General features: G+C 53.5%; 23 protein-coding genes and 1 riboswitch. Of the genes, 16 read left to right on the forward strand and 7 right to left on the reverse strand.

Annotated elements, in window-relative coordinates:
- The first annotated feature begins 12 nt into the window (after positions 1 to 12).
- The 6 genes from ACAN54_RS17945 to ACAN54_RS17970 all read left to right on the forward strand — a co-directional run bounded on the left by ACAN54_RS17945 (position 13) and on the right by ACAN54_RS17970 (position 7,302).
- Positions 13 to 2,466, forward strand: coding sequence for a heavy metal translocating P-type ATPase (locus ACAN54_RS17945; RefSeq protein WP_379158130.1), 2,454 nt, complete (start codon positions 13 to 15; stop codon positions 2,464 to 2,466).
- Between the two features lie 437 nt (positions 2,467 to 2,903).
- Positions 2,904 to 3,656 (forward strand): oxygen-insensitive NADPH nitroreductase, encoded by a 753-nt coding sequence (gene nfsA, locus ACAN54_RS17950; RefSeq protein ID WP_379158133.1) that lies wholly within the window; start codon positions 2,904 to 2,906, stop codon positions 3,654 to 3,656.
- 240 nt (positions 3,657 to 3,896) lie between these two features.
- Complete coding sequence (locus ACAN54_RS17955) at positions 3,897 to 4,808, forward strand: ABC transporter ATP-binding protein (protein ID WP_379158136.1); 912 nt, start codon at positions 3,897 to 3,899, stop codon at positions 4,806 to 4,808.
- Positions 4,808 to 5,545: an ABC transporter permease gene (locus ACAN54_RS17960; RefSeq protein ID WP_379158750.1), complete on the forward strand. Its 738-nt coding sequence runs from the start codon at positions 4,808 to 4,810 to the stop codon at positions 5,543 to 5,545. Before ACAN54_RS17955 ends, ACAN54_RS17960 begins: the two co-directional genes overlap by 1 nt.
- A 6-nt stretch (positions 5,546 to 5,551) precedes the next feature.
- A complete protein-coding gene (locus tag ACAN54_RS17965; protein WP_379158139.1) occupies positions 5,552 to 6,703 on the forward strand; it encodes a sensor histidine kinase in 1,152 nt (383 codons plus the stop codon).
- The gene (locus ACAN54_RS17970; protein ID WP_379158142.1) at positions 6,700 to 7,302 is read left to right on the forward strand and encodes a response regulator transcription factor; all 603 of its coding nucleotides are present in this window, start codon (positions 6,700 to 6,702) and stop codon (positions 7,300 to 7,302) included. Before ACAN54_RS17965 ends, ACAN54_RS17970 begins: the two co-directional genes overlap by 4 nt.
- Positions 7,303 to 7,485: 183 nt before the next feature.
- On the opposite strand, the gene ACAN54_RS17975 is transcribed toward ACAN54_RS17970, so the two are convergent.
- The 4 genes from ACAN54_RS17975 to ACAN54_RS17990 all read right to left on the reverse strand — a co-directional run bounded on the left by ACAN54_RS17975 (position 7,486) and on the right by ACAN54_RS17990 (position 10,549).
- A complete protein-coding gene (locus ACAN54_RS17975) occupies positions 7,486 to 8,280 on the reverse strand; it encodes an ABC transporter ATP-binding protein (RefSeq protein WP_379158753.1) in 795 nt (264 codons plus the stop codon).
- Positions 8,281 to 8,366: 86 nt separating this feature from the next.
- Positions 8,367 to 9,128 carry an ABC transporter permease gene (locus tag ACAN54_RS17980; protein WP_379158145.1) on the reverse strand — a complete coding sequence of 254 codons (762 nt, stop codon included), beginning with the start codon at positions 9,126 to 9,128 and terminating at the stop codon, positions 8,367 to 8,369.
- A complete protein-coding gene (locus tag ACAN54_RS17985; RefSeq protein WP_379158147.1) occupies positions 9,125 to 9,418 on the reverse strand; it encodes a thiamine-binding protein in 294 nt (97 codons plus the stop codon). Before ACAN54_RS17985 ends, ACAN54_RS17980 begins: the two co-directional genes overlap by 4 nt.
- Before the next feature lie 54 nt (positions 9,419 to 9,472).
- Complete coding sequence (locus tag ACAN54_RS17990) at positions 9,473 to 10,549, reverse strand: ABC transporter substrate-binding protein (RefSeq protein WP_379158150.1); 1,077 nt, start codon at positions 10,547 to 10,549, stop codon at positions 9,473 to 9,475.
- Positions 10,550 to 10,671: 122 nt separating this feature from the next.
- Positions 10,672 to 10,784: riboswitch (TPP riboswitch) on the reverse strand.
- Positions 10,785 to 10,958: 174 nt separating this feature from the next.
- Between ACAN54_RS17990 and ACAN54_RS17995 the strand changes: the two genes are divergently transcribed.
- Complete coding sequence (locus tag ACAN54_RS17995; RefSeq protein ID WP_379158153.1) at positions 10,959 to 12,020, forward strand: cobalamin-dependent protein; 1,062 nt, start codon at positions 10,959 to 10,961, stop codon at positions 12,018 to 12,020.
- Between the two features lie 36 nt (positions 12,021 to 12,056).
- The gene (locus ACAN54_RS18000) at positions 12,057 to 13,742 is read left to right on the forward strand and encodes an ATP-binding protein (protein ID WP_379158156.1); all 1,686 of its coding nucleotides are present in this window, start codon (positions 12,057 to 12,059) and stop codon (positions 13,740 to 13,742) included.
- 1 nt (position 13,743) lies between these two features.
- On the opposite strand, the gene ACAN54_RS18005 is transcribed toward ACAN54_RS18000, so the two are convergent.
- Positions 13,744 to 15,204, reverse strand: a complete 1,461-nt coding sequence (locus ACAN54_RS18005; protein WP_379158159.1) for a hypothetical protein — start codon at positions 15,202 to 15,204, stop codon at positions 13,744 to 13,746.
- A 42-nt stretch (positions 15,205 to 15,246) separates the two neighbouring features.
- On the reverse strand, positions 15,247 to 16,419 hold the full coding sequence (locus ACAN54_RS18010; RefSeq protein ID WP_379158162.1) for an MFS transporter: 1,173 nt from the start codon (positions 16,417 to 16,419) through the stop codon (positions 15,247 to 15,249).
- 171 nt (positions 16,420 to 16,590) lie between these two features.
- On the opposite strand from ACAN54_RS18010, the gene ACAN54_RS18015 reads away from it, so the two are divergent.
- From ACAN54_RS18015 to ACAN54_RS18050, 8 genes are all read left to right on the forward strand, one after another.
- Entirely contained in the window at positions 16,591 to 17,028 is a 438-nt protein-coding gene (locus ACAN54_RS18015) for a pyridoxamine 5'-phosphate oxidase family protein (RefSeq protein WP_379158165.1), read from the forward strand.
- A 257-nt stretch (positions 17,029 to 17,285) separates the two neighbouring features.
- Positions 17,286 to 18,323: an EAL domain-containing protein gene (locus tag ACAN54_RS18020; protein WP_379158168.1), complete on the forward strand. Its 1,038-nt coding sequence runs from the start codon at positions 17,286 to 17,288 to the stop codon at positions 18,321 to 18,323.
- Positions 18,324 to 18,418: 95 nt separating this feature from the next.
- Positions 18,419 to 19,093 carry a response regulator transcription factor gene (locus tag ACAN54_RS18025; RefSeq protein ID WP_379158171.1) on the forward strand — a complete coding sequence of 225 codons (675 nt, stop codon included), beginning with the start codon at positions 18,419 to 18,421 and terminating at the stop codon, positions 19,091 to 19,093.
- Positions 19,090 to 20,538, forward strand: coding sequence for a sensor histidine kinase (locus ACAN54_RS18030; protein ID WP_379158173.1), 1,449 nt, complete (start codon positions 19,090 to 19,092; stop codon positions 20,536 to 20,538). The genes ACAN54_RS18025 and ACAN54_RS18030 overlap by 4 nt, the downstream gene beginning before the upstream one ends.
- A 59-nt stretch (positions 20,539 to 20,597) precedes the next feature.
- Positions 20,598 to 21,512, forward strand: a complete 915-nt coding sequence (locus tag ACAN54_RS18035) for an ABC transporter ATP-binding protein (protein ID WP_379158175.1) — start codon at positions 20,598 to 20,600, stop codon at positions 21,510 to 21,512.
- Positions 21,509 to 22,225 carry an ABC transporter permease gene (locus tag ACAN54_RS18040; protein ID WP_379158178.1) on the forward strand — a complete coding sequence of 239 codons (717 nt, stop codon included), beginning with the start codon at positions 21,509 to 21,511 and terminating at the stop codon, positions 22,223 to 22,225. Before ACAN54_RS18035 ends, ACAN54_RS18040 begins: the two co-directional genes overlap by 4 nt.
- Positions 22,226 to 22,227: 2 nt before the next feature.
- Positions 22,228 to 22,968 (forward strand): ABC transporter permease, encoded by a 741-nt coding sequence (locus ACAN54_RS18045; RefSeq protein WP_379158181.1) that lies wholly within the window; start codon positions 22,228 to 22,230, stop codon positions 22,966 to 22,968.
- 143 nt (positions 22,969 to 23,111) lie between these two features.
- Entirely contained in the window at positions 23,112 to 23,477 is a 366-nt protein-coding gene (locus ACAN54_RS18050) for an ArsR/SmtB family transcription factor (protein ID WP_379158184.1), read from the forward strand.
- A gap of 166 nt (positions 23,478 to 23,643) precedes the next feature.
- On the opposite strand, the gene ACAN54_RS18055 is transcribed toward ACAN54_RS18050, so the two are convergent.
- Complete coding sequence (locus ACAN54_RS18055) at positions 23,644 to 24,639, reverse strand: cation diffusion facilitator family transporter (protein WP_379158187.1); 996 nt, start codon at positions 24,637 to 24,639, stop codon at positions 23,644 to 23,646.
- Between the last annotated feature and the right edge of the window lie 219 nt (positions 24,640 to 24,858).

Consider the following 24,858-nt stretch of genomic DNA (forward strand, 5'->3'; position numbering starts at 1 on the left):
GGGTGCGTATAAATGGAGAAGACAGCTGATCCCGCCCTTAAGCACACCACGCTGCAGATTACAGGAATGACCTGTTCTGCTTGCGCGGCACGGATTGAGAAGGGGCTCTCCCGTATGGAGGGAGTATCGAAGGCGAATGTGAATTTGGCGCTGGAGCAGGCAACAATCGGCTATGATCCAGCGGTTGCGGGAGTGCCGCAAATCGAGGAGAAGATCCGTTCGTTAGGGTATGATACCCGCAAGGAGTCCGTGGATTTCGACATCTCAGGAATGACCTGTGCAGCCTGTTCTGCACGGATTGAGAAGGTGCTGGGACGCATGCCGGGCATTGCGGACGTGAACGTGAATCTGGCGCTGGAAACGGCGCATGTGGAGTATTCGCCAGGAGACGTTGGCGTATCCGACATAATGGAGAAGGTAAGCAGCATCGGGTACAAGGCAACGCTGAAACAGGACCGCAAGGAACAGGCTGACCAGCGCGGGCAGGAGATCCTCCGCAAGCGGAATAAGTGGATGATTGCTGCAATACTCTCGTTACCGCTGCTCTGGGCGATGGCAGGCCATTTCTCTTTTACAGACTGGATCTGGACACCGGAGCTGCTGATGAATCCTTGGTTCCAGCTGGTGCTGGCGACACCGGTGCAGTTCATCATTGGCTGGCAATTCTATGTCAGTGCCTATAAGGCGCTGAAGAACGGCAGCGCCAATATGGACGTATTGGTAGTGCTGGGTACCTCAGCGGCCTATTTCTACAGTTTGTATCTGACGATTGATTCCCTGAGCATGACCGGAATGAATCATGCCGTGGATATGTACTATGAGACCAGTGCGATTCTGATTACGCTGATTCTGGTCGGGAAATGGTTCGAAGCTCTGGCAAAAGGGCGTTCCTCTGATGCGATCCGCAGCCTGATGGGCCTGCAGGCCAAGACTGCACTGGTAATTCGTGACGGCGCTGAGCTTAGCATTCCTGTAGAGGAAGTGGTTCCGGGAGATCTTGTTCTCGTGAAGCCGGGTACGAAGATCCCTGTGGATGGTGAGGTCGTTGACGGGCTGTCCTCTGTGGATGAATCCATGCTGACCGGAGAGAGTATTCCGGTGGAGAAGAAGCCGGGAGACAGTGTAATCGGAGCCACACTGAACAAAAACGGCATGCTGCGGATCAAGGCCCGCAAGGTAGGCCGAGATACCGCGCTGGCGCAAATTATTAGAGTGGTCGAAGAAGCGCAGGGCTCTAAGGCGCCAATACAGCGGATCGCTGATGTGATCTCCGGGATCTTTGTGCCGATTGTGGTGGCGATTGCGGCAGTGACCTTTGTAATCTGGTACGTATGGGGTGCTCCTGGACAGTTCGCTGAGGCGCTCGAGAAGGCTATTGCTGTGCTGGTGATTGCCTGTCCGTGTGCACTGGGTCTGGCCACGCCTACCTCGATTATGGCCGGATCGGGCCGTGCAGCTGAATTCGGCATCCTGTTCAAGGGCGGCGAGCATCTGGAAGCGGCTCAGGGGATTCAGGTTGTGGTGCTCGACAAGACAGGAACTGTTACAAGCGGCAAGCCGGTATTGACGGATATTCTTACCACAACAGGCATAGCAGCGCATGGCAGGGGAAATGCCGAGAACCGTCTGCTCTCCCTTACGGCGGCTGCGGAGAAGCTCTCAGAGCACCCACTGGCGGATGCCATCGTCGCCGGTGCTGAAGCCAGAGGTCTGGAATTGCCTGAAGCAGGACAGTTCCAGGCGGTTCCGGGACGCGGGATTTCAGCAGTGGTTGACGGACAATCTGTGAGCGTAGGTACACGCAGAATGATGGAGGAAGGCGGTGCGTTGCCTGGTCCATGGGAGCCGCTCATGACGAAGCTGGAGCATCAAGGGAAAACCGCGATGCTTGTGTCTGTGGAAGGGGTGATCGCGGGGGTTGTAGCGGTTGCTGATACCATCAAGGAAACCTCGCGGGAAGCGGTAGCCAAGCTGCATGAAATGGGCATTGAAGTGGTGATGATTACCGGGGACAATAAGATTACGGCCCAGGCCATCGCCGAACAGGCCGGCATCCATACGGTGCTGGCCGAGGTGCTTCCAGAGGGCAAGGCTGCCGAGATCCGCAGGCTGCAAAGCGGTGGAGTCAAAGTAGCCATGGTCGGCGACGGCATCAACGATGCCCCTGCTCTGGCGACAGCAGATACCGGGATGGCCATCGGTACCGGTACCGATGTGGCCATGGAAGCGGCGGATATCACCTTGATGCGCGGTGACCTGATGAGCATCCCGGATGCAGTCATGATGAGCCGCAGAACGATGCGGAACATCAAGCAGAATCTGTTCTGGGCACTGGCCTACAATACAATTGGCATTCCGATTGCTGCCTTGGGTTTCCTCGCTCCATGGCTCGCCGGTGCTGCAATGGCTTTCAGCTCGGTCTCGGTTGTCCTGAACGCGCTGCGGCTGCAGCGGGTGAAGCTGTAGATTACGGCCGCGGGCCGGAATACCTTGAAACAACGGCAAAAATACCGTTGTTGAAGCACCGCGGGCCGGATTGTCCTGTATCAGCTTCGCTTACCTGCTTGGTGTACTTTTCAAATGGAGATACAAGCGAAACCGCCCATCCGACAACTGGATGAGCGGTTTTTTTTCGTTCTGCTTCTTCTGCGCTTTTATCACCTGCTCAATCCCGAGCAGTATCAGCTTCAAGCCATTCTCAAACGCCTAGTCGGTTTCATCAGAAGGGACTATTGTCTGTCTAGAGAGGTGAAGTGGATAACGGAGGATAGAGTGAATCTCCTTGTTATCAGTGTTCCAGTTGTGTTCCCTTTGTGTTGTGTTCATAATATCCTTGAAGGATTAGGAGATAGCCAGGAACCTGGAACAACCCTATAAATAGAGCAAAGCGAGGAGAATCGATCATGAAACCCAATAACGAAACACTTGAGCTGCTGAACCGGCATACCTCTGTCCGCCAGTTTCTGGACAAGCCGGTAAGCGACGGACAACTGGCCGCCATCATCGGAGCGGGCCAGATGGCTTCAACCTCCAGCAGTGTCCAGGCTTATTCGGTCATTGCAGTGACGGAGCCTGCCATCAAAGCCCAGCTGTCCAAGCTATCCGGAGATCAGGCCTACATTGATCAGTGCCCGGTGTTCCTGGTCTGGTGCGCCGATCTGTACCGTCTGCGGGAGATCAGCAGACCTTATCTGCAGGGAGCCGAATCCTACGAGGATTCTACCGAGAACCTGATTGTAGCCACCGTCGACGTAGCGCTGGCAGCACAGAATGCGGCGGTTGCCGCAGAGTCGCTTGGCCTTGGTATTGTCTATATCGGAGGAGTCCGCAATCATATTGCGGAAGTGTCTGAGCTGCTGGGACTGCCAGAACTGGTCTATCCGGTATTCGGTATGTGCCTTGGATATCCCGCCGGAGTGAACGGCATCCGCCCGCGTCTTCCGCTCCAGGCTGTGCTGCATCATAACAGCTATCAGGCTAAAGCATCTGTAGGACAGGTGAAGTTGTATGATGAAATTACGAAGGATTACATGCTTGAACGGACCGGCGGGCAGAAGGATACGCCTTGGTCTGAGATGATGGCAGGGCGTCTCGCCCAGCCTGCCCGGCTGCAGATGAAGGAGTTCCTGCTGCAAAAAGGGTTCATGCAGAAATAGGGCAGGATTGCCTCATGCCTGCCAATCTCATAGAGTCGAAGGAGCCTTTCTGTCAACGCTGCACGTTGGCGGGAAGGCTCTTTGACATGCCCGGCGGAGAAGGGGGCTTGCTCTCTGTGCTTGCTCTAAGCCGGATGACAATTGTCACACGGAAAAAATGACAGTCCATACTGATGTCCTCTCCTGTTAATGATTACTATAGAAGTACGGCAAAGACATTCGGTAATGGAGGAATCAGGCATGAACCACGTGATTGAGATGAATGGCGTCAGCAAAGTCTTCAATGATAAAAAGGCGGTCGATGACATCAGCTTTACCATCGGCAAGGGGTCGATTACAGCGGTCCTTGGACCTAATGGTGCAGGCAAAACAACGATGCTCTCGATGCTTCTAGGGCTCCTGGAACCGACGGAAGGCACGGTGAAGGTATTCGGAAGCTCACCCCGGGATGTGTCGGTGCGGCAGCGCAGCGGGGCTATGCTGCAGGAGGTAAGTGTAATGGACCGGCTTAAGGTCCGGGAGATTATCGCCTTGATCCGCAGCTATTATCCGCAGCCGATGGATATGGATTTTCTGCTGGGGGCGACAGGGCTGGCTCCACAGGATCTGAACCGCTATGCGGAGAAGCTCTCTGGCGGCCAGAAGCGGAGTCTGTCCTTTGCGCTTGCGCTGGCGGGAAACCCGCAGCTGCTGTTCCTGGATGAACCAACGGTTGGACTGGATACCACGGCCCGGCGCCATTTCTGGGATACAGTGAGGGAGCTGGCCGCCCGGGGCACAACGATCCTGTTCACGACCCATTATCTGCAGGAAGCCGAGGATATTGCCGACCGGATTTTGCTATTCAGCCAAGGGTCTCTTGTAGCAGACGGCAGTCCGGCAGAGATCAAGGCAAGAATGGTGAAGCAGTCGCTATCCTTGCTCCCGGACGGAAATGCCGAACTCCTGCGCGGACAATTGCTGGAACTGCCCTCTGTAGAAGACTGCTACGACAAAGATGGCCGCATCCATGTGACAACAGAGAATACGGATGAGACACTCCGTTCGATAGTAACCGGCGGTCTTGCCGTGAGGGACATACGTATTCACCAGGGAAGCCTGGATGAAGCATTCGAGCAGTTAACATTGAATATGGGGGAAGATGCGAAATGATGAGACTTATTGCCGGCCAGTGCAAAGCGGAGATGCTGCGGATTTTTCGTAATCCCTATTATGTAATTTGGTCCTTGCTGATGCCGATCATGTTCTACTTTATTTTTACAAGAGTAGTGAGTACGGGGCAAGACGATGTCTCAGAGTGGCAGGCGCACTACCTGATGTCTATGGCTACCTTCAGTGTAATGGGTTCGGCCATTATGACACTCGGCATTCGTCTGGTCCAGGAGCGGACCCAGGGCTGGAATACTTTTATCCGTATCACCCCGCTGCCGTCTTCGGTATATTTTACAGGTAAAATGTTCGGCCAGACCCTCATGCATCTGTTCTCGGTACTCTGCATTTTTGCCGCGGGATATTTGATGAACGGCGTAACGCTGACGGCTGGACAATGGCTGCTGTGCGGGCTGTGGATTCTGGCTGGATCTATGCCTTTCCTGGCCCTAGGCACCCTGGTCGGTTTCATGAAGCGTGCCGATACGGCAAGCGGGGTCAGTAATGTGCTCTATATGGGGCTGGCGGTTGCCGGAGGCATGTGGATGCCGCTTGATATTATGCCGAAGCTGATGCAGCGGATTGGCCGCTGGCTGCCTTCCTATAATTTTGGGGATGGGGCCTGGAGGATCGTAGCAGGGAATCACCCGCAGTGGAGCAGCATCTTGATTTTGCTCGGATATCTGGCAGTATTTATGATACTATCGGTCTATATCCGAAAAAAACAGGAAGCGGTGTAATCTACAATGACGCGCAGGCAGTTCCGGTTGTTTCCGCAAAGATTCGGCTTTTTCCCTTATATGTGGCTCTTGTATTTATTGTTTCCGGCCATCAACCTGCAGGAGGAGCAGGGGGTCAAGATGGTGCTGGGTGCAGCCATGCTGGTTTTGTTCGTCGTGACCTATCGTCAGCTCTATTGGGTTACCGGCAGAGGATTTACCCTGTGGCTGGCGGTGCAGATGCTGATTATTGTGATTTTGAGTGTAGCTTATACGCCGTATGATCTGTTTATGGGCTTCTTCACGTCAAATTTCATCGGCTGGTATACAGATAAAAAGCATTTTAAAGTCGCTTATACCGCTTTTGCTGCCATGGTGATTATCCCGTTAATTATGGCTACCTGGAGGATGGCTGTGGGGGATCTGCTGTTCCTGTACCCTTTTATGATTATTATGCTGGTCACTCCATTTGGCATTCGCTCGCTGTACCGCAAGAGAATGCTCGAAAAAGAGCTGGATCAGGCCAATGAGGTCATCAAGGAGCTGGTCAAACGTGAGGAACGGATGCGGATTGCCCGGGATCTGCACGATACGCTGGGGCATACGCTGTCCCTGATCACCCTTAAGAGTCAACTGGTGGAAAAGCTTGCGGCCAAGGATACCGGTCGTACCCAGGCTGAAGCGAGAGAGATCCAGCGGATTTCACGCGCGGCGCTGCGGCAGGTTCGTGAGCTGGTGTCAGAGATGCGTGCCATATCCGTAGCCGAAGAGCTGGCTGAAGTGGGAGAGATGCTGCGCACTGCGGAGATTACCCTCGAGATCGAGGGAGATACTGTGCTGGAGGGTGTGTCCGACCTGACGCAGAATATTCTGAGTCTCTGCATCAAGGAAGCGGTGACCAATATCGTGAAGCACAGTGAAGCGGACTGGTGCCGCATTGCCATTAGCATGACAGAGGGAGATGTCCAGATTACCATTGAGGATAATGGAGTCGGTCTGCACAGCGAGGATCACACAGGCCGTGGGCGGAGCGAAGGTAACGGGATCAAAGGGATGGCCGAACGGCTGTCGCTGATTGATGGATCGCTTACGCTTCGCTCAGGAGCAGAGCGGGGGGCTGTCTTAACGGCAGTCGTCCCGAGAGTAGTCAAGGAGAGAAAGGATGGAGTGACCGCATGATACGGATCGTGATTGCTGAGGATCAGCGTCTGCTGCGCGGAGCCATGGCTTCGCTGCTGGATCTGGAGGACGATATTGAAGTGGTTGGGGAAGCCGGAGACGGAGCAGAGGCGCTTGCAGTAATCGAACGGCTTCAGCCGGATGTATGCCTGATGGATATAGAGATGCCATATAAAAGCGGGCTGGAGGTAGCAGAAACTCTGAAAGCTAAGGGCTCTGCCACCAAAATCATTATCCTGACCACCTTTGCCCGTCCGGGGTATTTTGAGCGGGGTGTAAAGGCCGGGATTCAAGGTTATCTGCTGAAGGACGAGCCGGTGGATAAGCTGGCGGATGCGATCCGCCGCGTGATGGGCGGCCACCGGGAGGTGTCTCCCGAGCTGGTCTTCGGCAGCCTGCGGGAGGAGAACCCGCTGTCTTCCCGGGAACAGGAGATCCTGAAGCTGGCAGGTGCCGGCCAGAGTGCGGGGGGAATTGCCGCTACGCTTCACCTTTCCTATGGGACCGTCCGCAATTACATATCGGAAATTCTGAACAAGCTGGAAGTGAAGAGCCGGATCGAAGCCGTGCGGTTGGCAGAAGAGAAAGGCTGGATTTAGCAGGAATTTTAACGGTACACATACGAATAGGCCCGGTCCCTTGTCATAGAGGCCCGGGCTTATTTGCTGCAGTTGTGTAAAGACAGCTACTGCATTTCAAGAGGGTTGACCGCAAGCAGATCCGATACGCTGCGGTGGAAAACGACGGGTATGCTGCGATGGAATGCGGGCCGGAACGCTTCTTTACCGGGCAGACCTGGCCTGCTCCTCGCGCATCCACTCCGACAGCTCGCGTCTGAGCTGCAGAAATTCGGGAGAATCGGTGATTTCTCCGCGCCGCGGACGCGGGAAGGGGACATCGATGGTATGCAGAACGGAACCGGGACGTCCGGAAAATACGTAGATGCGGCTGGAGAGAAGGAGTGCTTCCTCGATATTATGGGTAATAAATAGGACGGAACGGCGGTTCTCCTCCCATAGCTCCAGCAGCCAGCGCTGCATCTGCTCGCGGGTGAGCGCATCCAGCGCGCTGAACGGCTCATCTAGGAGCATCAGCTCTTGCGGTGCGAGCAGCGCCCGCAGGAAGGCCGCCCGTTGCTGCATACCGCCTGATAGCATATGTGGGTAGGCACGTTCAAACCCGCCCAGGCCGACCTTACCCAGCCAGTGGCGGGCAACCGTCCGCGCTTCGGCCTTCGGTTCGCCTTTCAGTTCACCGGCGAGCAGGACGTTGTCCTCAATGGTCCGCCACGGGAATAACGCAGGCTGCTGGGGCATGTAGCTGATCTCACCGCGTTGACCGGTGACGTTCTTGCCGCTCATGCTTACCGTTCCGGCACCCGGCAGCTCCAGGCCGCCGATGATATGGAACAGGGTGCTTTTACCACAGCCTGAAGGGCCGACAATGGAGACGAATTCCTGCGGCTCAACGGTTAGTGATACATTGTCGAGTACGCGGGTCTCCCGGCCGCGGTGGAAGTAGGACTTGGATACGCCTCTTACGTCCAGCGCAGGAGGGAGGGCTGGAGCTTCGGACATGTGCCCGAAGGGAACCTGTTCCCGGGTGTTCAAGTTTGGATGCCCTGCTGTCAAATCATTCATCCCCTTTCCGGGAAGTGTAAGTATCAGGAGGTCTTGCGCGGCTTCCAGCGTACCAGCCATTTCTCGAGAAGTGCGATCAGCGCAAACAGCACCAGACTAAGAAGAACAATAATTACAATGGCGACGAACATCCGGTCTGTGCGGTAGGAGGCCTTCTGAAGCAGCATGTAGTAGCCGATGCCCTTGTCTGCGCCGATCCACTCGGCGACTACAGCGCCCATTACTGCGTAGGTTGCGGAGATTTTAAGACCAGAGAACAGAGCTGGCAGAGAACCGGGAAGCTCCAGCTTCGAGAAGATTTGCCACTTGCTGGCCCCGGCCATTTTCATATAGTTCATCATGATCCGGTCGCTTTGGGCCAGCCCGCCCATGGCGGCGACGGCAACCGGGAAGAAGCAGACGAGAGTGATAAGTACGATTTTGGGCAGTAGTCCGAACCCGAACCAGATAATCAGCAGCGGCCCCAGAGCGATGGAGGGCACGTTCTGGCTGAGAATCAGCAGCGGGTACAGTGCTCTTCTTAGCCAGGGCACCAAATGCAGCAGCAGAGCGACAATGAGGCCAACGCCTGTGCCGATCGGGAAGCCGATCAAGGTCAGCCGCAGCGTAGCGGCCGTATGTGCCCAAATGCCTGAAGCATTTCCCCGGGATTCGCGCGCGATATCGCCGGGGCTTGGCAGCATCCAGGAAGGGACGTGAAGTACGGAAACCGCCAATTGCCATACGCCCAGAAAAAAGATGACCGCCACAAGGGGCGGCCAGATTTGGTTCCAGTACGATCTCACGGCCGGTACTTTTCCGTCAGCTTGTCCATGCTGATTCCGCTGGGGTTATGAGCAATCTTGATTTGCGAGATGACGCTGGGGCTGCCCGATGCGATCAGCGCTTCATGCATTTGGCGCACCACTTCAAGCAATTCGCTGAGTTCGCCCTCCATTGTCGTTTCCAGCGGATTCACCTGGTGCTTGACGCCCGATTGCTGAATGACCTCTATAGCCTTATCCACATAAGGAATGGAATCCTCGTTATTCGGAGTTTTCGGAATGACTTGAATACTAAGCAGGGTGTTTGCCATCTCAATCAGATCCTTTCGGGTTTTGTATCGTGAACTTTGCAAGGTTAATATATATTACTTGCTCTCCGGCAGATAATCATTCGTGAACGCCGAAGCAGCATCCAGCGGCTTGTCCAGCAGCTTCAGGCCGTACATCCAGTCGGCGTATTTCTGCCAGACCTCGGCTTTCTGCTCTCCCCATCTGGAGGCGTCGTCCGTATATTTCGGGCTAAGCCACTTCTGGCTGGCCAGGACGAGCTTAGGGTCCAGATCCGGCACAGCTTTGGAGAGGATGGCGGCAGCTTCTTCCGGCTTGTCGATCGCATATTGATAGCCTTTGGAGGTAGCAGCAAGGAAAGCCTTCACCAGCTCCGGATGCTCAGCAATTTCCTTCTCGCTGGTCGTCAGCACCGGGGTGTAATAATCCAGCTGAGGCGCGTAATCCTTCAAATACAGCATATCCAGCGGCTCACCGCGCAGTTCAGCTTCAATACCGGTCCAGGCATAGAATATCCAGGCAAAATCGATGTCACGTTTTACGGCGGTGAAGAAATCGGCTTCTCCGATATTGACCAGCTTCACTTTTTTGACATCGCCGCCTTCAGGGTCCATGATCGCCTTCATGGCAGCTTCCTCAGCCGGAGAGCCCCAGCCGCCGTAAGTTTTGCCTTCGAAATCCTTTGGTGTCTTGATATTGCGGTCCTTCGGAGCGGCAAACCCCGAGGTGTTATGCTGGATGATAGCGGCGATCGAGACGAGCGGCACATCCTGCAGGCGGGCCAAGGTGAACGCCTCCTGGGCACTGATGCCAAAAGCAGCTTCGCCCGAGGTAACCATCGTGTCGGCTCCCGCTGCACCCGGCTGTACAATTTCTACATCCAGGCCTTCCTCCTTGTAATAACCCAGCTCCTTGGCAGCATAGAGGCCGGTATGGTTAGTATTCGGCGTCCAGTCCAGGGCGACCTTGATCTTGGTCAGTTCCTTTGGCGCGTCCGTTTCTGCAGCGGTTGCGGTTGCTTCCGGTGCGGCGTTGCTGTCTCCAGAGGGTGCAGTGCTATTTCCGCCGGAGTTGGTTGTATTGCTGCCGCACCCGGCCATGATGATAACCAATATGCAGCTGATGCAGAGCATTAGTGCTTTTTTGACTCCCATTGCTATTCTTCTCTCCTTCCAGCTACCCAGTCTTCTTAATTCTGATGATGTCCATACCAAAAAAAGCGCCCCGAAGATCGGGACGCCAGCAATTGCGTTAGGTGGCCGCTTAGCCGAAGTGGCTGAATGCGGGTGATGATTCCTACGCTGGCATTATCCAGATCAGGTATAAGGGTCAGTATCTTTAACGGGATACACTCTCAGCCAGCCAATTCCAGCCCCCCTGGTACTATGAAGTTATGGGTGTTGCTGTGTTCTTACGCTGTATTATAGCGGTCCCCTTCGGGGTTGTCCAGTACCAGCCCCAGATTCTGGCGGACTGCCAAACCTCACCAGACAGTGGACTTTCCAAATTGTATATATTAAAATTGATACTTTACAATTCTGTTCTAATAAAGGAGTGACTCTTATGCACACTGATCAGCAAAATGCCGGAGAACGGCTGAAGGTGCTAGCGGAACAGTTGGCGGAGGAGGTCACTATACGTCAGTATGAGCGGCAGCCCGAGCTGCAGCACAGGTTCGGCCCTTCCGGAATGGCAAGAACCAAGCAGGATTCACTCTATCATTTACGGTATCTGGCGCAAAGTGTGGCGCTGGACAGTCCGCTTTTATTCATTAATTATATTATCTGGCTTAAGGTGCTGCTCGCACAGTACAAAATTACGGCTGAGGATCTGCAGATCAATCTGGGACTGATGAAGGAAGCTGTAGCTTCACAGGTAGAGACGCCGGAAAAAGAGCTGATTCTGAGCTATCTTGATATAGGAATCCACCATGCGCTAGAAGAGCAGAACCTGCCGCCCTTTCTTCAACCGGAGAAACCCTATTTCCGGGAGGCCGAAAGGTACCTGAAGCTGCTGCTGGACGGCGAACGCCGTAAGGCTTCAGAATTTGTGCTGGGGCTCCATGATGAGGGCGTGCCTATCCGTGATCTATATCTGCATATTTTTCAGAGCAGCCAGTATGAGATTGGCCGTCTATGGCAGCTGGGTCACATTACTGTCGCTCAGGAGCACTACTGTACAGCCTGTACCCAGAGTATCATTTCCCAGCTTTATCCGCGTTGGATTCAGGCGCAGGAAGGGAAGAAGACTCTGGTTGCGGTCGGAGTCGGCCAGGAGCTGCATGAGATCGGACTGCGGATGCTGGCGGATTTCTTCGAAATGGAGGGCTGGAACACCTTTTATCTGGGCTCCAACATGCCTGCAGAAGGCCTGATCCGGTATCTGAAGGAACAGCCTGCCGACCTGCTGGCCATCTCCATCACCATGACTTTTCATGTATCGGAGGTTCAGCGTCTGATAGCTTCCATCCGTACACATGCGGAACTGAATCCCATCAAGATTATGGTTGGCGGAATGCCCTTTAATATAGACAGAGAGTTATGGCAAAAAGTCGGTGCTGACGGCTATGCCCCTGATGCCAAGGGGGCGCTGGAAATAGCGGGGCGTCTTATTCCTGATGCGTGACTCCGGGAGAATTGACATAGAAGGCGGGAGAAGGAAATGACCGACCATGAGCAAGAGATCCGGAAACTGAGAGAGACGATTGAGAAGCTCTCTAACCAGGTGATCCAGGGACAGCAAAGAGAAGAACAAGCCCTGGCTGAATTTTCTGCGATGAACAATGAATTAATTACGATGCACCGGTTGCTCACCAAGAATAGTGCCAGCCTTAAGGCCATGAAGGAAGAGGCGGAACGGGCCAACCGGGCAAAAAGCCTGTTTCTCGCTACAGTAAGCCACGAGATTCGTACGCCGATGAACGGAATTGTGGGGATGACTGAGCTTCTGGAGGCTGAGAGCCCGACGGATGAGCAGCGGATTCATCTGGAGGTCATCCGGGAATCGGCACAATACCTGCTCCAGATGATCAATAATCTGCTGGATATCTCCAAGATTGAAGCCAGCAAAATGGAGCTGCAAAAGGCTCCGCTGAGCATACGCAATCTGCTTGAACATGCGGCAAGTCTCCTCTCTCCTGCTGCAGTGAAGCGCGGAAACACTCTGAAATGGCAGGTTGCAAGCAGTGTTGAGAGTACACTGAATGGAGACTCGTCCAAGATTCTTCAGGTGCTCATTAATTTGCTGGGGAATAGCATTAAGTTCACACAGGACGGAGTGGTGGAGGTACGTGTAGGGCTGGCTGAAGAGGATGGCAAGCATCAGCGGCTGTGCTTCGAAGTCAGGGACGAGGGCATTGGCATCCCGCTGAAGGCTCAAGCCGGGCTGTTCCGGCCGTATTCGCAAGTCAGCCAAGAGTCGGAGATGGCAGTGGAGGGAACGGGGTTGGGGTTGTCGATCTGCAAGTCGATGGTGGAGCTGATGGGAGGTGCGATCACGGTAGATAGTGCGCCTGGCCAAGGATCAACCTTCCGGTTTGAGATAGCGCTGGGCAAGACCGCCCGGCTGCAGGACAACCTGAATGCCGCTGAGGTTCTCCTGCCGGAGGCCCGCTTCAGTACAATGCCGGTGCTGGTTGCTGAAGACAATGGACTGAACAGCACACTCCTGCTGCTGCAGCTGAAAAAATTGGGCATTACCAATGTGGAACTGGCCAATAATGGGAATCAGGCTATAGAAGCATGGCAGAAGAGAGACTTCGGGCTTATCCTCATGGACAGCAGGCTGCCGGGCATGAATGGCGGCGAGGCGGTCCGGAGAATCCGCCAGCTGGAATCCACGGGAACAAGGATGAGAATTCCCATTATTGGTGTGACCGGGGATGGATCAGAAGAGAGCCGGGAAGCGTTTTTCCATGCGGGGCTGGATGACTGGGCCGTGAAGCCGCTGAATCTGGATAAGCTGAAGCAGCTTCTGGACAGATGGTTCGGGCCCAAGCCCTATATTCCGGTATTGAATCGGGATACAGTGTCCGGCATCCGGGAAATGGACGGGGAGGAAGAGCCGCAGCTGTTTCGCACGCTTGTCGATATGTTCAAGGAAGATACCCCGCTGCGGCTGGCTGCCCTGCAGGCAGCGGCGGAGGCCGGTGACCTGCCGGAGATGGCTTCGGTAGCCCATAGCCTGAAATCCGGCAGCCTTGGACTGGGAGCGCAGTACTTCGCCCATGTATGCGCAGGCGTTGAGCAGCATGCCAGAAGAGGAGAATATGAACGGGCGGCACTGCTGCTTCCCAGGCTTGCGCCTGCGTATGCGGAAGCCTGCCGTGAACTGGAGAGTCTGCTGTAGATCAGCGGGCTCTTTTTCTTTTTCTGCGGCGGCTGCGGATTCCGTTCCATAGCTGTTTCAGACTCAGGCCGATACTGACAGCGATTCCTGTGAAGGTGACGAACAGCGCCAGATATTCAAATGGGGAATACTCCAGCATTTTGCTCCAATCAATCTTGCCTTTAAGGTCCTCGATCACCTGATTCATGCCATAAATACCGCTCACCACGGTGAACACCGTCAGGATCATGAGCAGTGTGTCCCGCCGCTTGGCCTGGAATTTCTCCTGGTATTGAAACAGGTCATTCAAGGTCATTTTGACCTCTTCAAACAGGGCGTCGTTCCCGTAGACTTTGCGTAGTTGGAAAAAAATCTCCCGGCCCTGGGACTGCGAAATTAACTCCAGAAAATAAAATTTGGCAGAGAACTTGTTAATCATAAAAATCAGGTTCTCGATTTCATCCACATCGTGGTTAATGCGCAGCCGAGAGTGGATGTTGGCCAGCTTCAGCAGAACGATTTTATGAAATATGCTCAGCAGCAGCCCATAGTAATATTCTCCATACATCTGATTAATAAGCTGGGTGGCCAGCTCAGGTTCAGCCCGGCTCAGGCAGCAGAATGTCTGCTCATTCGTCAAATAGTAAGTGTCCGGTCCCCAGCGGTTGTAGCAGTGTTCCTCGCAGTAATCCCGGATGTATCCGGGATCGCTGGCACTGATGTACGGCGTGCCTTCCACGGTAAGGCCATCCAGCTGGGAAGCACGGTACTGCTGCTCCACACTGATCTCACCCTCCTGGCCCGCCTGCCCGTCAAAACCGTAAAAGGCCTGAACCAGCATTCTTTCATCCACAAAAAACGGTAAAGTCTCAAAATAAGCCCCATTGATTTCTGAAGGGTCGAGAAAAGGCTCCAGTCCGCTCACTAAATTCCTGAACACAAAATCCTCCACCTCATCAAAGGAGCGGTCATGGCAATGAATGGAGGTTTGTTTATCCCTTAAGGATACATCCTCCAGCGTACGGAAGCGGTCGGCAAATTCGAGGGCAATGCTGAAGGGGAGATGCTCCTCCTCTATGCTGACTCTAATGGTCAGGAAGCCGAGTTCGAAAGGACAGACGAATACATCCGTAGAGAGCACCTGGAAATGAACTGACTGTCCGGGCATCTCCATCCTGCAGGGAAGCTGATTGGCCCGGGAAAAGCGGCGGAAGGAATCTTTGTCCTTCTCACGGGGGAACAGCACATGGGCCGCAAACGGGAGGTAGCTCCGCTCCATTTTTTCATGGGAAACACAGTAGCCTTCGCCATAATAAGCGTCTTCCAGGTCTTTGTTGTCCAGAAAAAAACGGGTAAATCCCTCACGGGTCAGATGTTCGATCACTTTCGTGTCTTCACCCTCCTTGAGGGAGAAGGGGAAGATGAACTGCAGCAGGGCGGTATGGAGTGTTGGTTCAGAAGCTAAAGGGGTAAGTTCAGGCATCAATAGTTCCCACCCTTGCACAAGATATTTACATGAATTATATTACCCTATTTTCCAGGCTGCCACGCTTAACAGGAACAGCACGGCGGCAAAAGCAGCCAGCAGTCCCGAAGTCTGGGCGATCTGCAGATGATCCATGGACCAGCCGGTCACAAGCGGCAGCACCGCTCCGCCGATCCCGCCGGCAGCGATCATAATGCTTGGAGTGGACTCTTCGGCTCCGGGGAGCAGCTTGCTGGAGAAGACAAGTGATATGGAGAAGATGCCGGACATGCACAGCCCCAGCAGTGCCAGCACGGCAAAAGCGGCAATACGTTGCTCAGCAAACGGAAATATCGCTAAGAGCAGCAAGGTGGAGAAGCAACTAACCAGCACATATCTTCGATAGGAGATCCGCTCGGCAACAACTCCGGCATATAGCCGCCCAGCAGACATCGCCAGCCAGAAGAAGGTGACGGTCAGGGCCGCCGAAGCGTCGCCCATGCCGAGCTTGGCAATGAAGATCGCCGGCATGAAATTGACCAGGCTCATCTCCGTACCCACGTAGAGAAAGAAGAAAACAATGAACAGGCTGAGCAGCACCCACTGTTTGCCTTTATAGGGAAGTTTTCTTGAACGCAGGCGCTCAGTGCCCCGTTCCTTGCGCGGGGGGCGTTCGTCGAGTACGCTCTGCAGGCGGCCGAACCCGCCCTTGGCCCAGAACAGCAGAGAGATCAGCGCAAAGGCTGCGACGATCAGGAAGGCCAGTCTCCAGGCGCCGGCTGCAATTAACGGGCTTGCAACCAGCGGCATCACGAGTGCGCCTACGCCGAACAGCACCTCCAGCCGGCTCATGGCCACAGCGGTTCCTTCTGTGACAGCTGCTATAATGATGGTGCCGATGACGGCTTCAATCATGCCGAAGCCAAAGCCTGCGGCCACGGCAATGACATACATCCACCCCCATGGAGGGAGAAAAGCATAAGCGGTTTCCGCACACAGCAGCAGACCAGTGGCGATCAGCAGTCCGCCCCTTTTGCCGAAGCGGCGGTTGAGCAGCGGCGAGATCAGCACACCAGCTAGGAATCCGGCAAATTGGCTGAAGATCAGCTCGCCGCCTGCACTGTAAGTGCGGTCATAATGTTGCAGCAGAACGGGAAGAATAGAACCCAGCACCACATGTGCGAGTCCGATGACAAAGTAGGAGAGGCAGCCAATCCAGATCAATTTTTTCAAGTAGAGGAGCTCCTTTTGTAGTGGGTTAATGGCTGGATTCAGGATTCATTACGGATTCATTACCCTCAGAACGGGTACACTAATATAAACAACGGTTTTATCATAAATCCAAATTCCCGACGTGGATATATAAACTTATATTCACATGATTAGAGAGGAGCTATTTCGTCAATGGATAACAAAGAGCTGGAGCAGACGATCATCAAGGTGCTGGATGACAACAAATTCGGGTCCTTCGGCACGATAGAAGCCGGCAACAAACCTAAGGTGCGTTACATGGCGGTATTTCATGACGGGCTTCACATTTATTTGGCTACCAATCGCAAAACGCATAAAGTAGAGGAGCTCAAGGATAATCCGAATGCTTTTCTGCTGCTTGGATATGAACAGGGCGGCGGCAAGGATGTGCTTGAGATTGAAGCTACTGTTGCCGTTACCAAGGATGAAGGCCTGCGGTCCAAGGTATGGAACAAAGAGCTGGAGAAATGGTTCAAAGGGCCGGATGACCCCGACTATGTAATCCTTGAGCTGAAGCCGACGCGGATAGAGTACATGGGTAAGAACCAGCAGCATGGAGTCTGGGAAGGTTCGGCGGCGGTCTCCGGTTAGTTGGAGAAAGGCTGTCCATAAGTGGACTGTACCCCTTTAAATAGACAGGTAAATATAGCAAAGCAGCGATTCTTCCGTCATTTGGAGGATCGCTGTTTTTCGTTTTTATGAGGATTGCGGAATTTTTCTGCTGAATATGCATGCACCTCCTAAGGAGTTTGCTCATGGTGCTGGTCAGGCCGTGGCTGGCTAATGGGAAATCATGCTATACTTGGCCGTACAAGCCTTATCGACATCATGAGAGATGGAGGGGTTCCATGAGATGCATCGACTGTTCTCCAATTGAGCCGGTGGAAGACGAAGGGGATTTGAAATTCAGGCCTTGTACGGCTCCCTTTGCAGCCGCTGTAAGGGATGCCGGTTACGCGGTTGAAGAAGCACAAGACGCCGGGAAGATTACATATGGATCACGCGAGGAGCTCCTGCTTCTTCTGGAGCAGCTGGACAGGCTTCAGAACGAGCTGCACTTACCATTGTCGTTAAGCCTTAAGGGCCGGACTGGCAAGGTTTTGGTAGAGCGGTGGTTTACGCTGGAGCAGCTGAAACTCAGATTTACCAGTGAAAATCTGATTGCCATCATTGCCAACCACAATTTCTGCAGCCATATGCAGCCTATTGTGGATTTCAATGAGGCTATTATGGGCTTTGAGCTCTTGTTGCGGCCGTTGCCGGGAAGCGCCTCTTTTAAACCTTATGAGCTGTTTGAGATGGCCAGGCAGACCGGATTTCATTCTTTTCTTGACCGGGCTGCGCGCATATCAGCCATTGAGACCAGCGCAAAGCTGCTGCCCAAAGGGATCAAGCGGTTTGTTAATTTCCTACCCTCCTCCATCTATAATCCCAAGTATTGTCTGACTCATACCTTTGAAGCCATCAGACGCCTCGGCCAGGCCCCGGAGGATTTTGTGTTTGAAGTCGTAGAGACAGAGAAGATTTCAAATATCCCCCATCTGCAGGATATTTTCAGCGAATATCGCAATCAGGGTCTGCTGGTCGCACTGGATGATGTCGGCGCGGGTCATTCCACCATAGAGGTTATGACGAGCCTGAGACCGGATTATGTCAAGATTGACCGGGGGCTGATCAGCTTCTGTGATCAGGATGAGACGAAGCAGCTGGCCATCCGGGATATCATGAACCGGGCGTGGGATTTTGGAGCCAAGGTGCTGGCTGAAGGAATTGAGCGGCGGGAGGAATTTCTGTTCTGCCGGGATATCGGCATGGATCTTGGACAAGGATATCTGCTGGGTAAACCCTCAGACAAGCCGCCGGCCCATTTTGGCCATATTGCATAATAGTATTCTATTCATCCTCGGGTACGCAGACGTTTCTCTATGCTGCCCCGGGGATTTCTTGTTGTGCCTAATGAAGAAGGGAGGATTTGAAGCTAATGGGTATTACGCTGTTGTATATAGAAGATGACAGGGACATCGGAACTGCCGTTTCCGCTGATCTGAAGGAGCGGGGGTATGCTGTCCGCTGGCTGGAGAGCGGGGAGGGAGCTACCGAGGCGGCGGCAGGCTGCCAGCTGGCCATCCTTGATGTCATGCTGCCGGGGCTGGACGGATTCACGGTCGGACAACGGCTGAAGCGGGCGTATGCGAATCTGCCGATTCTGATGCTGTCTGCCCGCACTTCCATCGACGACAAGCTTCAGGGCCTGGAATTTGCCGACGACTATTTGACCAAGCCGTTTCATCCGGATGAACTGGCTGCGCGTATTGAGGTGTTGTTAAGACGGACAGGCGCTGCCCAGTCCACCCCCCTGACCCTAAAGCATCTGATGGTGTACGAAGGGGACAACCGGATTATAGAGGCGGACAGCGGAAAGGAAATTTTGCTTACTGGCAAGCAGTTTCAGATCTTCTCATATTTGCTGCGCCATCTGGGCCAGATCCTGACGAAAGAGCAGATCTATGAGGCGGTGTGGGGAGAGAGCTATATGGAGGGTGACAAGACACTGATGGTGCATATTCGTTATTTACGGGAGAAGCTGGAGCTTGATCCGGCCGCGCCGGAGATTATTGAGACCGTCCGGGGGATCGGCTACCGGGTACGCGCATGAGGAAGACGAGCCTTCTGCGTAAGGTGCATACTTCGCTGCTCTCCCGCTATCTGCTGATTATTATCGCCGCACTGCTGTTTATTCCCGCTGCGCTGCTAAGTATCCCGTTGACCATGACGGTGTATGGCCTGTTTACCGGATTGAGCCAGGAAGAGCGGCCGAAGGAATATGCGCCATATGACAACATAACTCAAGTAGAGAAGATCTGGCATAAGGAAGCTGCCGGGCTTCTTGGCAAACCGCCCGAGATGATTAATGAGCGGCTGCGGGCGTTAAGCACCACGTACAGCTTGGCTACGATCTTCTGGGTAGACGGGGAAGGGCGCACCCGGCTGTTATTGGAGTCTGCAAATCCGAAGCTATGGCAGGAGAAGGAACGATACTCCATTCCCTTGCAATGGACCGCGGCAGAGGCAATTTCATTTATGAAAAAAAGCACGAACCTGGAGCCTTTGGGCATAGTCGCATTTGTAGGTGATCAGGCCGAAGCCGGAGAAGGGTTTATAGTGATGCAGATTCCAGGCGTCGTCAGAGAGCAGACTTCTTTTGACGGGATTAGTATATGGTTTACGCTAGTTATCCTTTTACTTTTTACAGGTTTCATTATCGTCTCGCTGCTGTTCTTCATCCAGATCCGCAAAAGGCTGGTACGGCTGCAGACAGCTATGGCTTTTACTGGAGAAGCTGGTGTGCCTCCATTGATTGCTCCAGGCAAGCCCGATGAGATTGGCCGTTTGGAAACTGCTTTTAATACCATGGTCACCGAGCTTGCGGCCAGCCGTGTGCGTTCGGCGGAAGAAGAGGGGCTGCGCAAGCGGCTTGTCGCTGATTTGTCCCATGATCTGCGTACTCCGCTAACGGTAATCCGAAGTCATCTTCATCTTCTTAACAAGGAACAGTTGACCGGACGCGGACAGGAATCCCTGAAGCTTGTGGATGAACGGATTGAAAGTATGGGCATCCTGATCGAAAATCTGCTGTCCTACAATCTGCTCAGCAGCGGACGGATGACGCTCAAGCTGGAGCGCAAGGATGTTCTGCGTCTGCTCAGAGAGAGTGCTGCAGCGTGGTATCCGCTGTGGGAAAAGGAAGGTTTCCAGATTGATATTGATCTGGAGGGAGAGCCGCTGTATTGGAAGGTGGATGAGAGCTGGTTCCGCCGGATTCTGGATAATCTGTTCCAGAATATAGTGCGCCACGCGCGAAGCGGATTATATGCGGGGGTGGCTGTAGAGGCCAGAGACGGCGGGCGTGTAATTGTCATCCGTGACCACGGCAAGGGTCTGGGCAGCGACTCCGGCTCCAAGGGTGCAGGACTGGGCTTGTCCATTGTTGAGCTGCTGCTCCAGCGGATGGAGCTGGAGTGGAAGGTGGACAGCACAAGGCAAGGCACCAGTATTGTGATTCTTAGCCCGCTGCCGGATGTAAATTTAAACGAAATTTAAACTTGCCGCCTCCGTGCTTTTAACCTTGGGAAGTTATGCTGATTACCGAGGTGAAGAAGATGAAGGAAACAGTAATTGAAACCAGTGATTTATTGAAAGAATACCGTGGCCGGGCTGCGGTGGAGCATTTGAATCTGAATATAGGCAAAGGGGAAATCTACGGATTTCTTGGACCCAACGGCGCAGGCAAAACAACGACCATCCGCATGCTGCTGGGGCTGATTAAGCCGACCTCAGGCAGTATTAGAATCTTTGGCCAGGATCTGAAGCGAAATAAGCTGCAAATTCTCCGCAAAGTGGGCTCACTTGTAGAATCACCGTCGTATTACGGGCATCTGAGCGCACTCGATAATCTGGAGGCGATCCGCCGGATCCTGGATGTGCCCAAGTCGCGTATCGGAGAAGTATTAGACATCGTATCCTTAAAAGGGGAGGAAAAACGCCCGGTGAAGGGTTTCTCCCTGGGCATGAAGCAGCGGCTCGGCATCGCAGCCGCGCTGCTGGGAAGCCCGGAGCTGCTGATCCTGGATGAGCCCACCAATGGCCTTGATCCATCGGGCATCCAGGAAATCCGCTCGCTGATCAAGCGCTTGCCCGAAGAAGAGGGGATCACGGTTCTTGTGTCGAGCCATCTGCTCAGCGAGATTGAACAGATGGCTGGAACTGTAGGTATCATCCGCTCCGGCAGGATGATCTACCAGGATACGATTGCCCATCTGCAGCAGCAGGCAGCCGGTGATCTCCGTCTCGCCGTATCCGAGCCGGAAGAAGCGCTAATTCTGGCAGGGCGGCGCGGCTACGAAGGTACGCTCCTGGAAGGACGTATCACCCTGCCCAGAATGAGTGATGCAAGGGTAGCGCTCCTGATTAAGGAGCTGGTCGAAAATGGTCATGCGATCTACCGGGTCGAGGAGCACAGACAATCGCTGGAGGAATTCTTCCTTCAGATAGTCGAAGGGGGCCATTCTTTATGATGTGGCGTTCGTTCTCGGCGGATTGGCTCAAAATCCGCGGCAAAGGCTTGTGGTTTTTGGTCTTCCTCGGCCCGGTAGGGCTCCTGGCCATGCAGGGACTGAACTTCGGCCTCCGTTATGATTATCTGAAGGAGCAGTATCAAGCGGACCTTTGGGGCGGACTGCTCTCTAATCTGGCCGACTTCGTTCCCGTAGCACTGTATCTGGGAGGGACGCTGATATGCTCGCTTTTGGCGAACGTAGAGCACCAGATGAGTTCATGGAAGCAGCTGCTGGCCTTACCTGTCTCACGCACTTCTGTTTTTATGTCCAAGCTTCTGGTATGTCTGCTGCTTCTTGCCGTCTCGTGTGCGCTGCTGTCTGCAGGAACGGTTGCTTTGGGTCTAATCCTCGGTTTCGGCTCAGACCCGGTTCCCTATACGGATGTGCTGCGGATCAGCTTCGCTTCTTATGCTGGCGCATTGCCGGTGATTGCCCTGCAGCTGTGGCTCTCTCTAATCAGCCGCAATCAGACCCTGCCTGTATCGCTTGGCCTTACTTTGTCGTTGCTGAGTCTCTTCTCGGTGTTCTTGTCTAAGTGGATCCCCTTGTCCTGGCCTGCCCTAGCCTGGAGTACCTCGCGTCCTTGGCTGTTCAGCGGAGCCGGACTCCTGCTGGGCCTGCTTGTGCTGTTGCCGGGTGCTGTGCATTTTGCCAGAAGGGATGTGAACTGATCATGCGTATGTTCTGGAGAGTACTATCCTCGGAAAGACTCAAAATGTCCAAATCCTTCATCTGGTTGCTGATCATTGGCAGTCCGGTGGTAGCTATAGCCGTGGGATTGCTAGCCAATATACAGGAAGAAGGCCAGCCTCTCACCTGGGATATGCTGCTTGGAGTCATGTCAGTGTTTCATGCCATGATGTTCCTTCCTGTACTCTCGGGTGTCTTCGCAGCACTGATCTGCCGGGCAGAGCATGCTGACGGGGGGTGGAAAATGCTTCTGGCGCTGCCTGTTACACGTACTTCCGTATATCTGGCCAAATACACCATGATTATGTCATTGATGGCTGCTGTGCAGCTGCTGTTCTTTGCAGCAGTGTTTGGTGTGGGGCTTCTGCGGGGTGTGGATATGCCTGTCCCATGGACGCTGTTCTTCTCCAGCTGCTTCGGCGGCTGGCTTGCCTGCTTGCCGCTGGCTGCATTGCAACTGGCGGTGTCTCAGAGCTGGAGCAGCTTTGGTGCACCGCTCGCACTCAATGTGAGCTTTACCCTGCCCAACATGCTTATAGCCAATTCATCTACTTACGGACCTTATTATCCTTGGGTTCAACCCTTACTGGCGATGTCCTCTTTTGGGGAAGAACGCTTTGGAGCCTTCAATTTACCACTGGAGAGCTTGCTGATCGTTGTGTTTGGCAGTCTGCTTGTATTTTTGTCAGTTGGCCTGTTCTCCTTCTGGCGCAAAGCCGTCTAAAGCAGGGTGCCTCTTGCTGCTTGCAAGTCTTCCCATAACGGCCTCCGACATGGACATCAAGTAAAGTTTTGCTATAATTAATCGTAGAAGATTCGATGAACCATCGGTATGGGCGGAGGAAAGAGATGGAGGAGGGCGAGAGCATGGAGCCAGTAGCACTCGAAGAATGCGACAATACATGTAAAGGTTCGGAGCTGGAACCGGAATCTATGGCGTTGATCCTGCCTGACCGGGGGACAACGGATAAGATGGCGGAGATGTTCAAGGCATTGGGTGACCCCACAAGGGTGCGGATGATTTATGCCCTGTCGCAAAGGGAGCTGTGTGTGCATGATTTGTCCTCTATATTAGATATGGGACAGTCGGCTGTATCCCACCAGCTGCGGTATCTGCGTAATCTGCGGATCGTCAAACGCCGCAAGGAAGGTAAAACCGTGTATTACTCGCTGAATGACGCCCATGTGGAGCAGATATTTCTGCAGACGCATGAGCATATCCGGCACGAATAGATGACAAGAGTGCTCAGCAAGCCGATATGGCTGCGGAGCACTCTTTTTTTTGACAAGAATAATGAGTAAAGGACGAGGGGATGCCGGGAATAACGGCAGAACTGCCGTTGTTGAAGCCATAAAGGCAGTTTGTTCTAATATTGGCAGCCGCTTTGTTCCTGAGTATTCATACTCGCAGCTCCCTGTGCTTCAGGGAGGAATTCTCAATCTGCAGAGTGGCGTGCTGAATTTTAAATTTATCCTCCACTATAGAGATGGCCTCCTGAAGAATACTATGAGGGTCAGCCTGGTCCTTGATCAGCAGATGCCCACTGAGTGCATCCATGCCTGAAGTGATGGTCCAGACATGCAGGTCATGGACACCGATGACACCGTCGATGCCATGCAAAGCTTCTTTGATCTCATCCGTGTTGACGGCATCCGGTGTTCCCTCCATTAGAATATGAAAGGCCTGCTTCAGAACGCCCCACGCTCCTCTTAGAATAAGCAAGGCCACCAGTACACTGATGATAGGATCGGCGACATACCACGAGAACAGCTTCATAAGGAGTCCGGCAAGCAGTGCACCCACGGAGCCGAGGGCATCACCCATAATATGCAGATATGCGCTACGGATATTGATGTTGTCTTTAGTATCGCTCTTGTGCATAAGGGACCAGGCACTGATCAGATTGGCCAAGAGTCCTATAGCCGCAATAATCATCATGGTGCCGCTTGCCACTGCCGGTGGTGCGAAAAACCGTTGCCAAGCCTCCCATATAATAAATCCGGCAATGACAAATAGTGTAACTCCGTTGAATAAAGCAGCCATAATTTCAAACCGGTAGAAACCGTATGAATTCTTCAATGAGGGGGGTCTGACCGCAAATATCATCGCTACAAGACTTAAGGCAAGAGAAGCCGTATCGCTCAGCATATGCCCGGAGTCAGAGAGCAAAGCGAGACTGCCTGTAACCAGTCCCCCGAAGAACTCAAGGAACATAATACCTCCGGTAATAACGAGAGCGATCAGCAGGCCCTTTTTGTTGTTTGGCCCATGGGAATGGGAATGGGAATGGGAGTGGGAGTGGCCGGAATGGCTGTGCCCATGCTCATCCTTATGTACATGGCTTTGCTCTTGATGATGTTCATGTGGGTGACCTGGATGGCTGTGGTTGTTCATAAAATGACTCCTTTCCACAAAACATATGAATGAATGCTCATATATAAATTTTATCCTGAATGAAAGCAGATTACAAGAGATAATCATCCGACTGTGCAGCCTTGACTTACCTATTATTTACTGTCAGCATCTCTTCTACCCTTAAGGAAAAACAATACACTCTGCGTTGACACTCCGAGATTGAGGGGCATATAATGTGTGTAAGTAAACATATGAACA

It is taken from the genome of Paenibacillus diazotrophicus (assembly GCF_042610465.1).

Bases quoted from the DNA above. Each gene is read 5' to 3' on its own strand.
- ACAN54_RS18050 (WP_379158184.1), top strand. From the start codon at position 23,112: ATGGAGCCAGTAGCACTCGAAGAATGCGACAATACATGTAAAGGTTCG.
- ACAN54_RS17975 (WP_379158753.1), bottom strand. From the start codon at position 8,280: ATGTCCGAAGCTCCAGCCCTCCCTCCTGCGCTGGACGTAAGAGGCGTA.
- ACAN54_RS18000 (WP_379158156.1), top strand. From the start codon at position 12,057: ATGACCGACCATGAGCAAGAGATCCGGAAACTGAGAGAGACGATTGAG.
- ACAN54_RS17985 (WP_379158147.1), bottom strand. From the start codon at position 9,418: ATGGCAAACACCCTGCTTAGTATTCAAGTCATTCCGAAAACTCCGAAT.
- ACAN54_RS18035 (WP_379158175.1), top strand. From the start codon at position 20,598: ATGAAGGAAACAGTAATTGAAACCAGTGATTTATTGAAAGAATACCGT.
- ACAN54_RS17970 (WP_379158142.1), top strand. From the start codon at position 6,700: ATGATACGGATCGTGATTGCTGAGGATCAGCGTCTGCTGCGCGGAGCC.
- ACAN54_RS17960 (WP_379158750.1), top strand. From the start codon at position 4,808: ATGAGACTTATTGCCGGCCAGTGCAAAGCGGAGATGCTGCGGATTTTT.
- ACAN54_RS18045 (WP_379158181.1), top strand. From the start codon at position 22,228: ATGCGTATGTTCTGGAGAGTACTATCCTCGGAAAGACTCAAAATGTCC.
- ACAN54_RS18040 (WP_379158178.1), top strand. From the start codon at position 21,509: ATGATGTGGCGTTCGTTCTCGGCGGATTGGCTCAAAATCCGCGGCAAA.
- ACAN54_RS18015 (WP_379158165.1), top strand. From the start codon at position 16,591: ATGGATAACAAAGAGCTGGAGCAGACGATCATCAAGGTGCTGGATGAC.
- ACAN54_RS18025 (WP_379158171.1), top strand. From the start codon at position 18,419: ATGGGTATTACGCTGTTGTATATAGAAGATGACAGGGACATCGGAACT.
- nfsA (WP_379158133.1), top strand. From the start codon at position 2,904: ATGAAACCCAATAACGAAACACTTGAGCTGCTGAACCGGCATACCTCT.
- ACAN54_RS18020 (WP_379158168.1), top strand. From the start codon at position 17,286: ATGAGATGCATCGACTGTTCTCCAATTGAGCCGGTGGAAGACGAAGGG.
- ACAN54_RS17945 (WP_379158130.1), top strand. From the start codon at position 13: ATGGAGAAGACAGCTGATCCCGCCCTTAAGCACACCACGCTGCAGATT.
- ACAN54_RS18030 (WP_379158173.1), top strand. From the start codon at position 19,090: ATGAGGAAGACGAGCCTTCTGCGTAAGGTGCATACTTCGCTGCTCTCC.
- ACAN54_RS17995 (WP_379158153.1), top strand. From the start codon at position 10,959: ATGCACACTGATCAGCAAAATGCCGGAGAACGGCTGAAGGTGCTAGCG.
- ACAN54_RS17955 (WP_379158136.1), top strand. From the start codon at position 3,897: ATGAACCACGTGATTGAGATGAATGGCGTCAGCAAAGTCTTCAATGAT.
- ACAN54_RS18055 (WP_379158187.1), bottom strand. From the start codon at position 24,639: ATGAACAACCACAGCCATCCAGGTCACCCACATGAACATCATCAAGAG.
- ACAN54_RS17965 (WP_379158139.1), top strand. From the start codon at position 5,552: ATGACGCGCAGGCAGTTCCGGTTGTTTCCGCAAAGATTCGGCTTTTTC.
- ACAN54_RS18005 (WP_379158159.1), bottom strand. From the start codon at position 15,204: ATGCCTGAACTTACCCCTTTAGCTTCTGAACCAACACTCCATACCGCC.
- ACAN54_RS17990 (WP_379158150.1), bottom strand. From the start codon at position 10,549: ATGGGAGTCAAAAAAGCACTAATGCTCTGCATCAGCTGCATATTGGTT.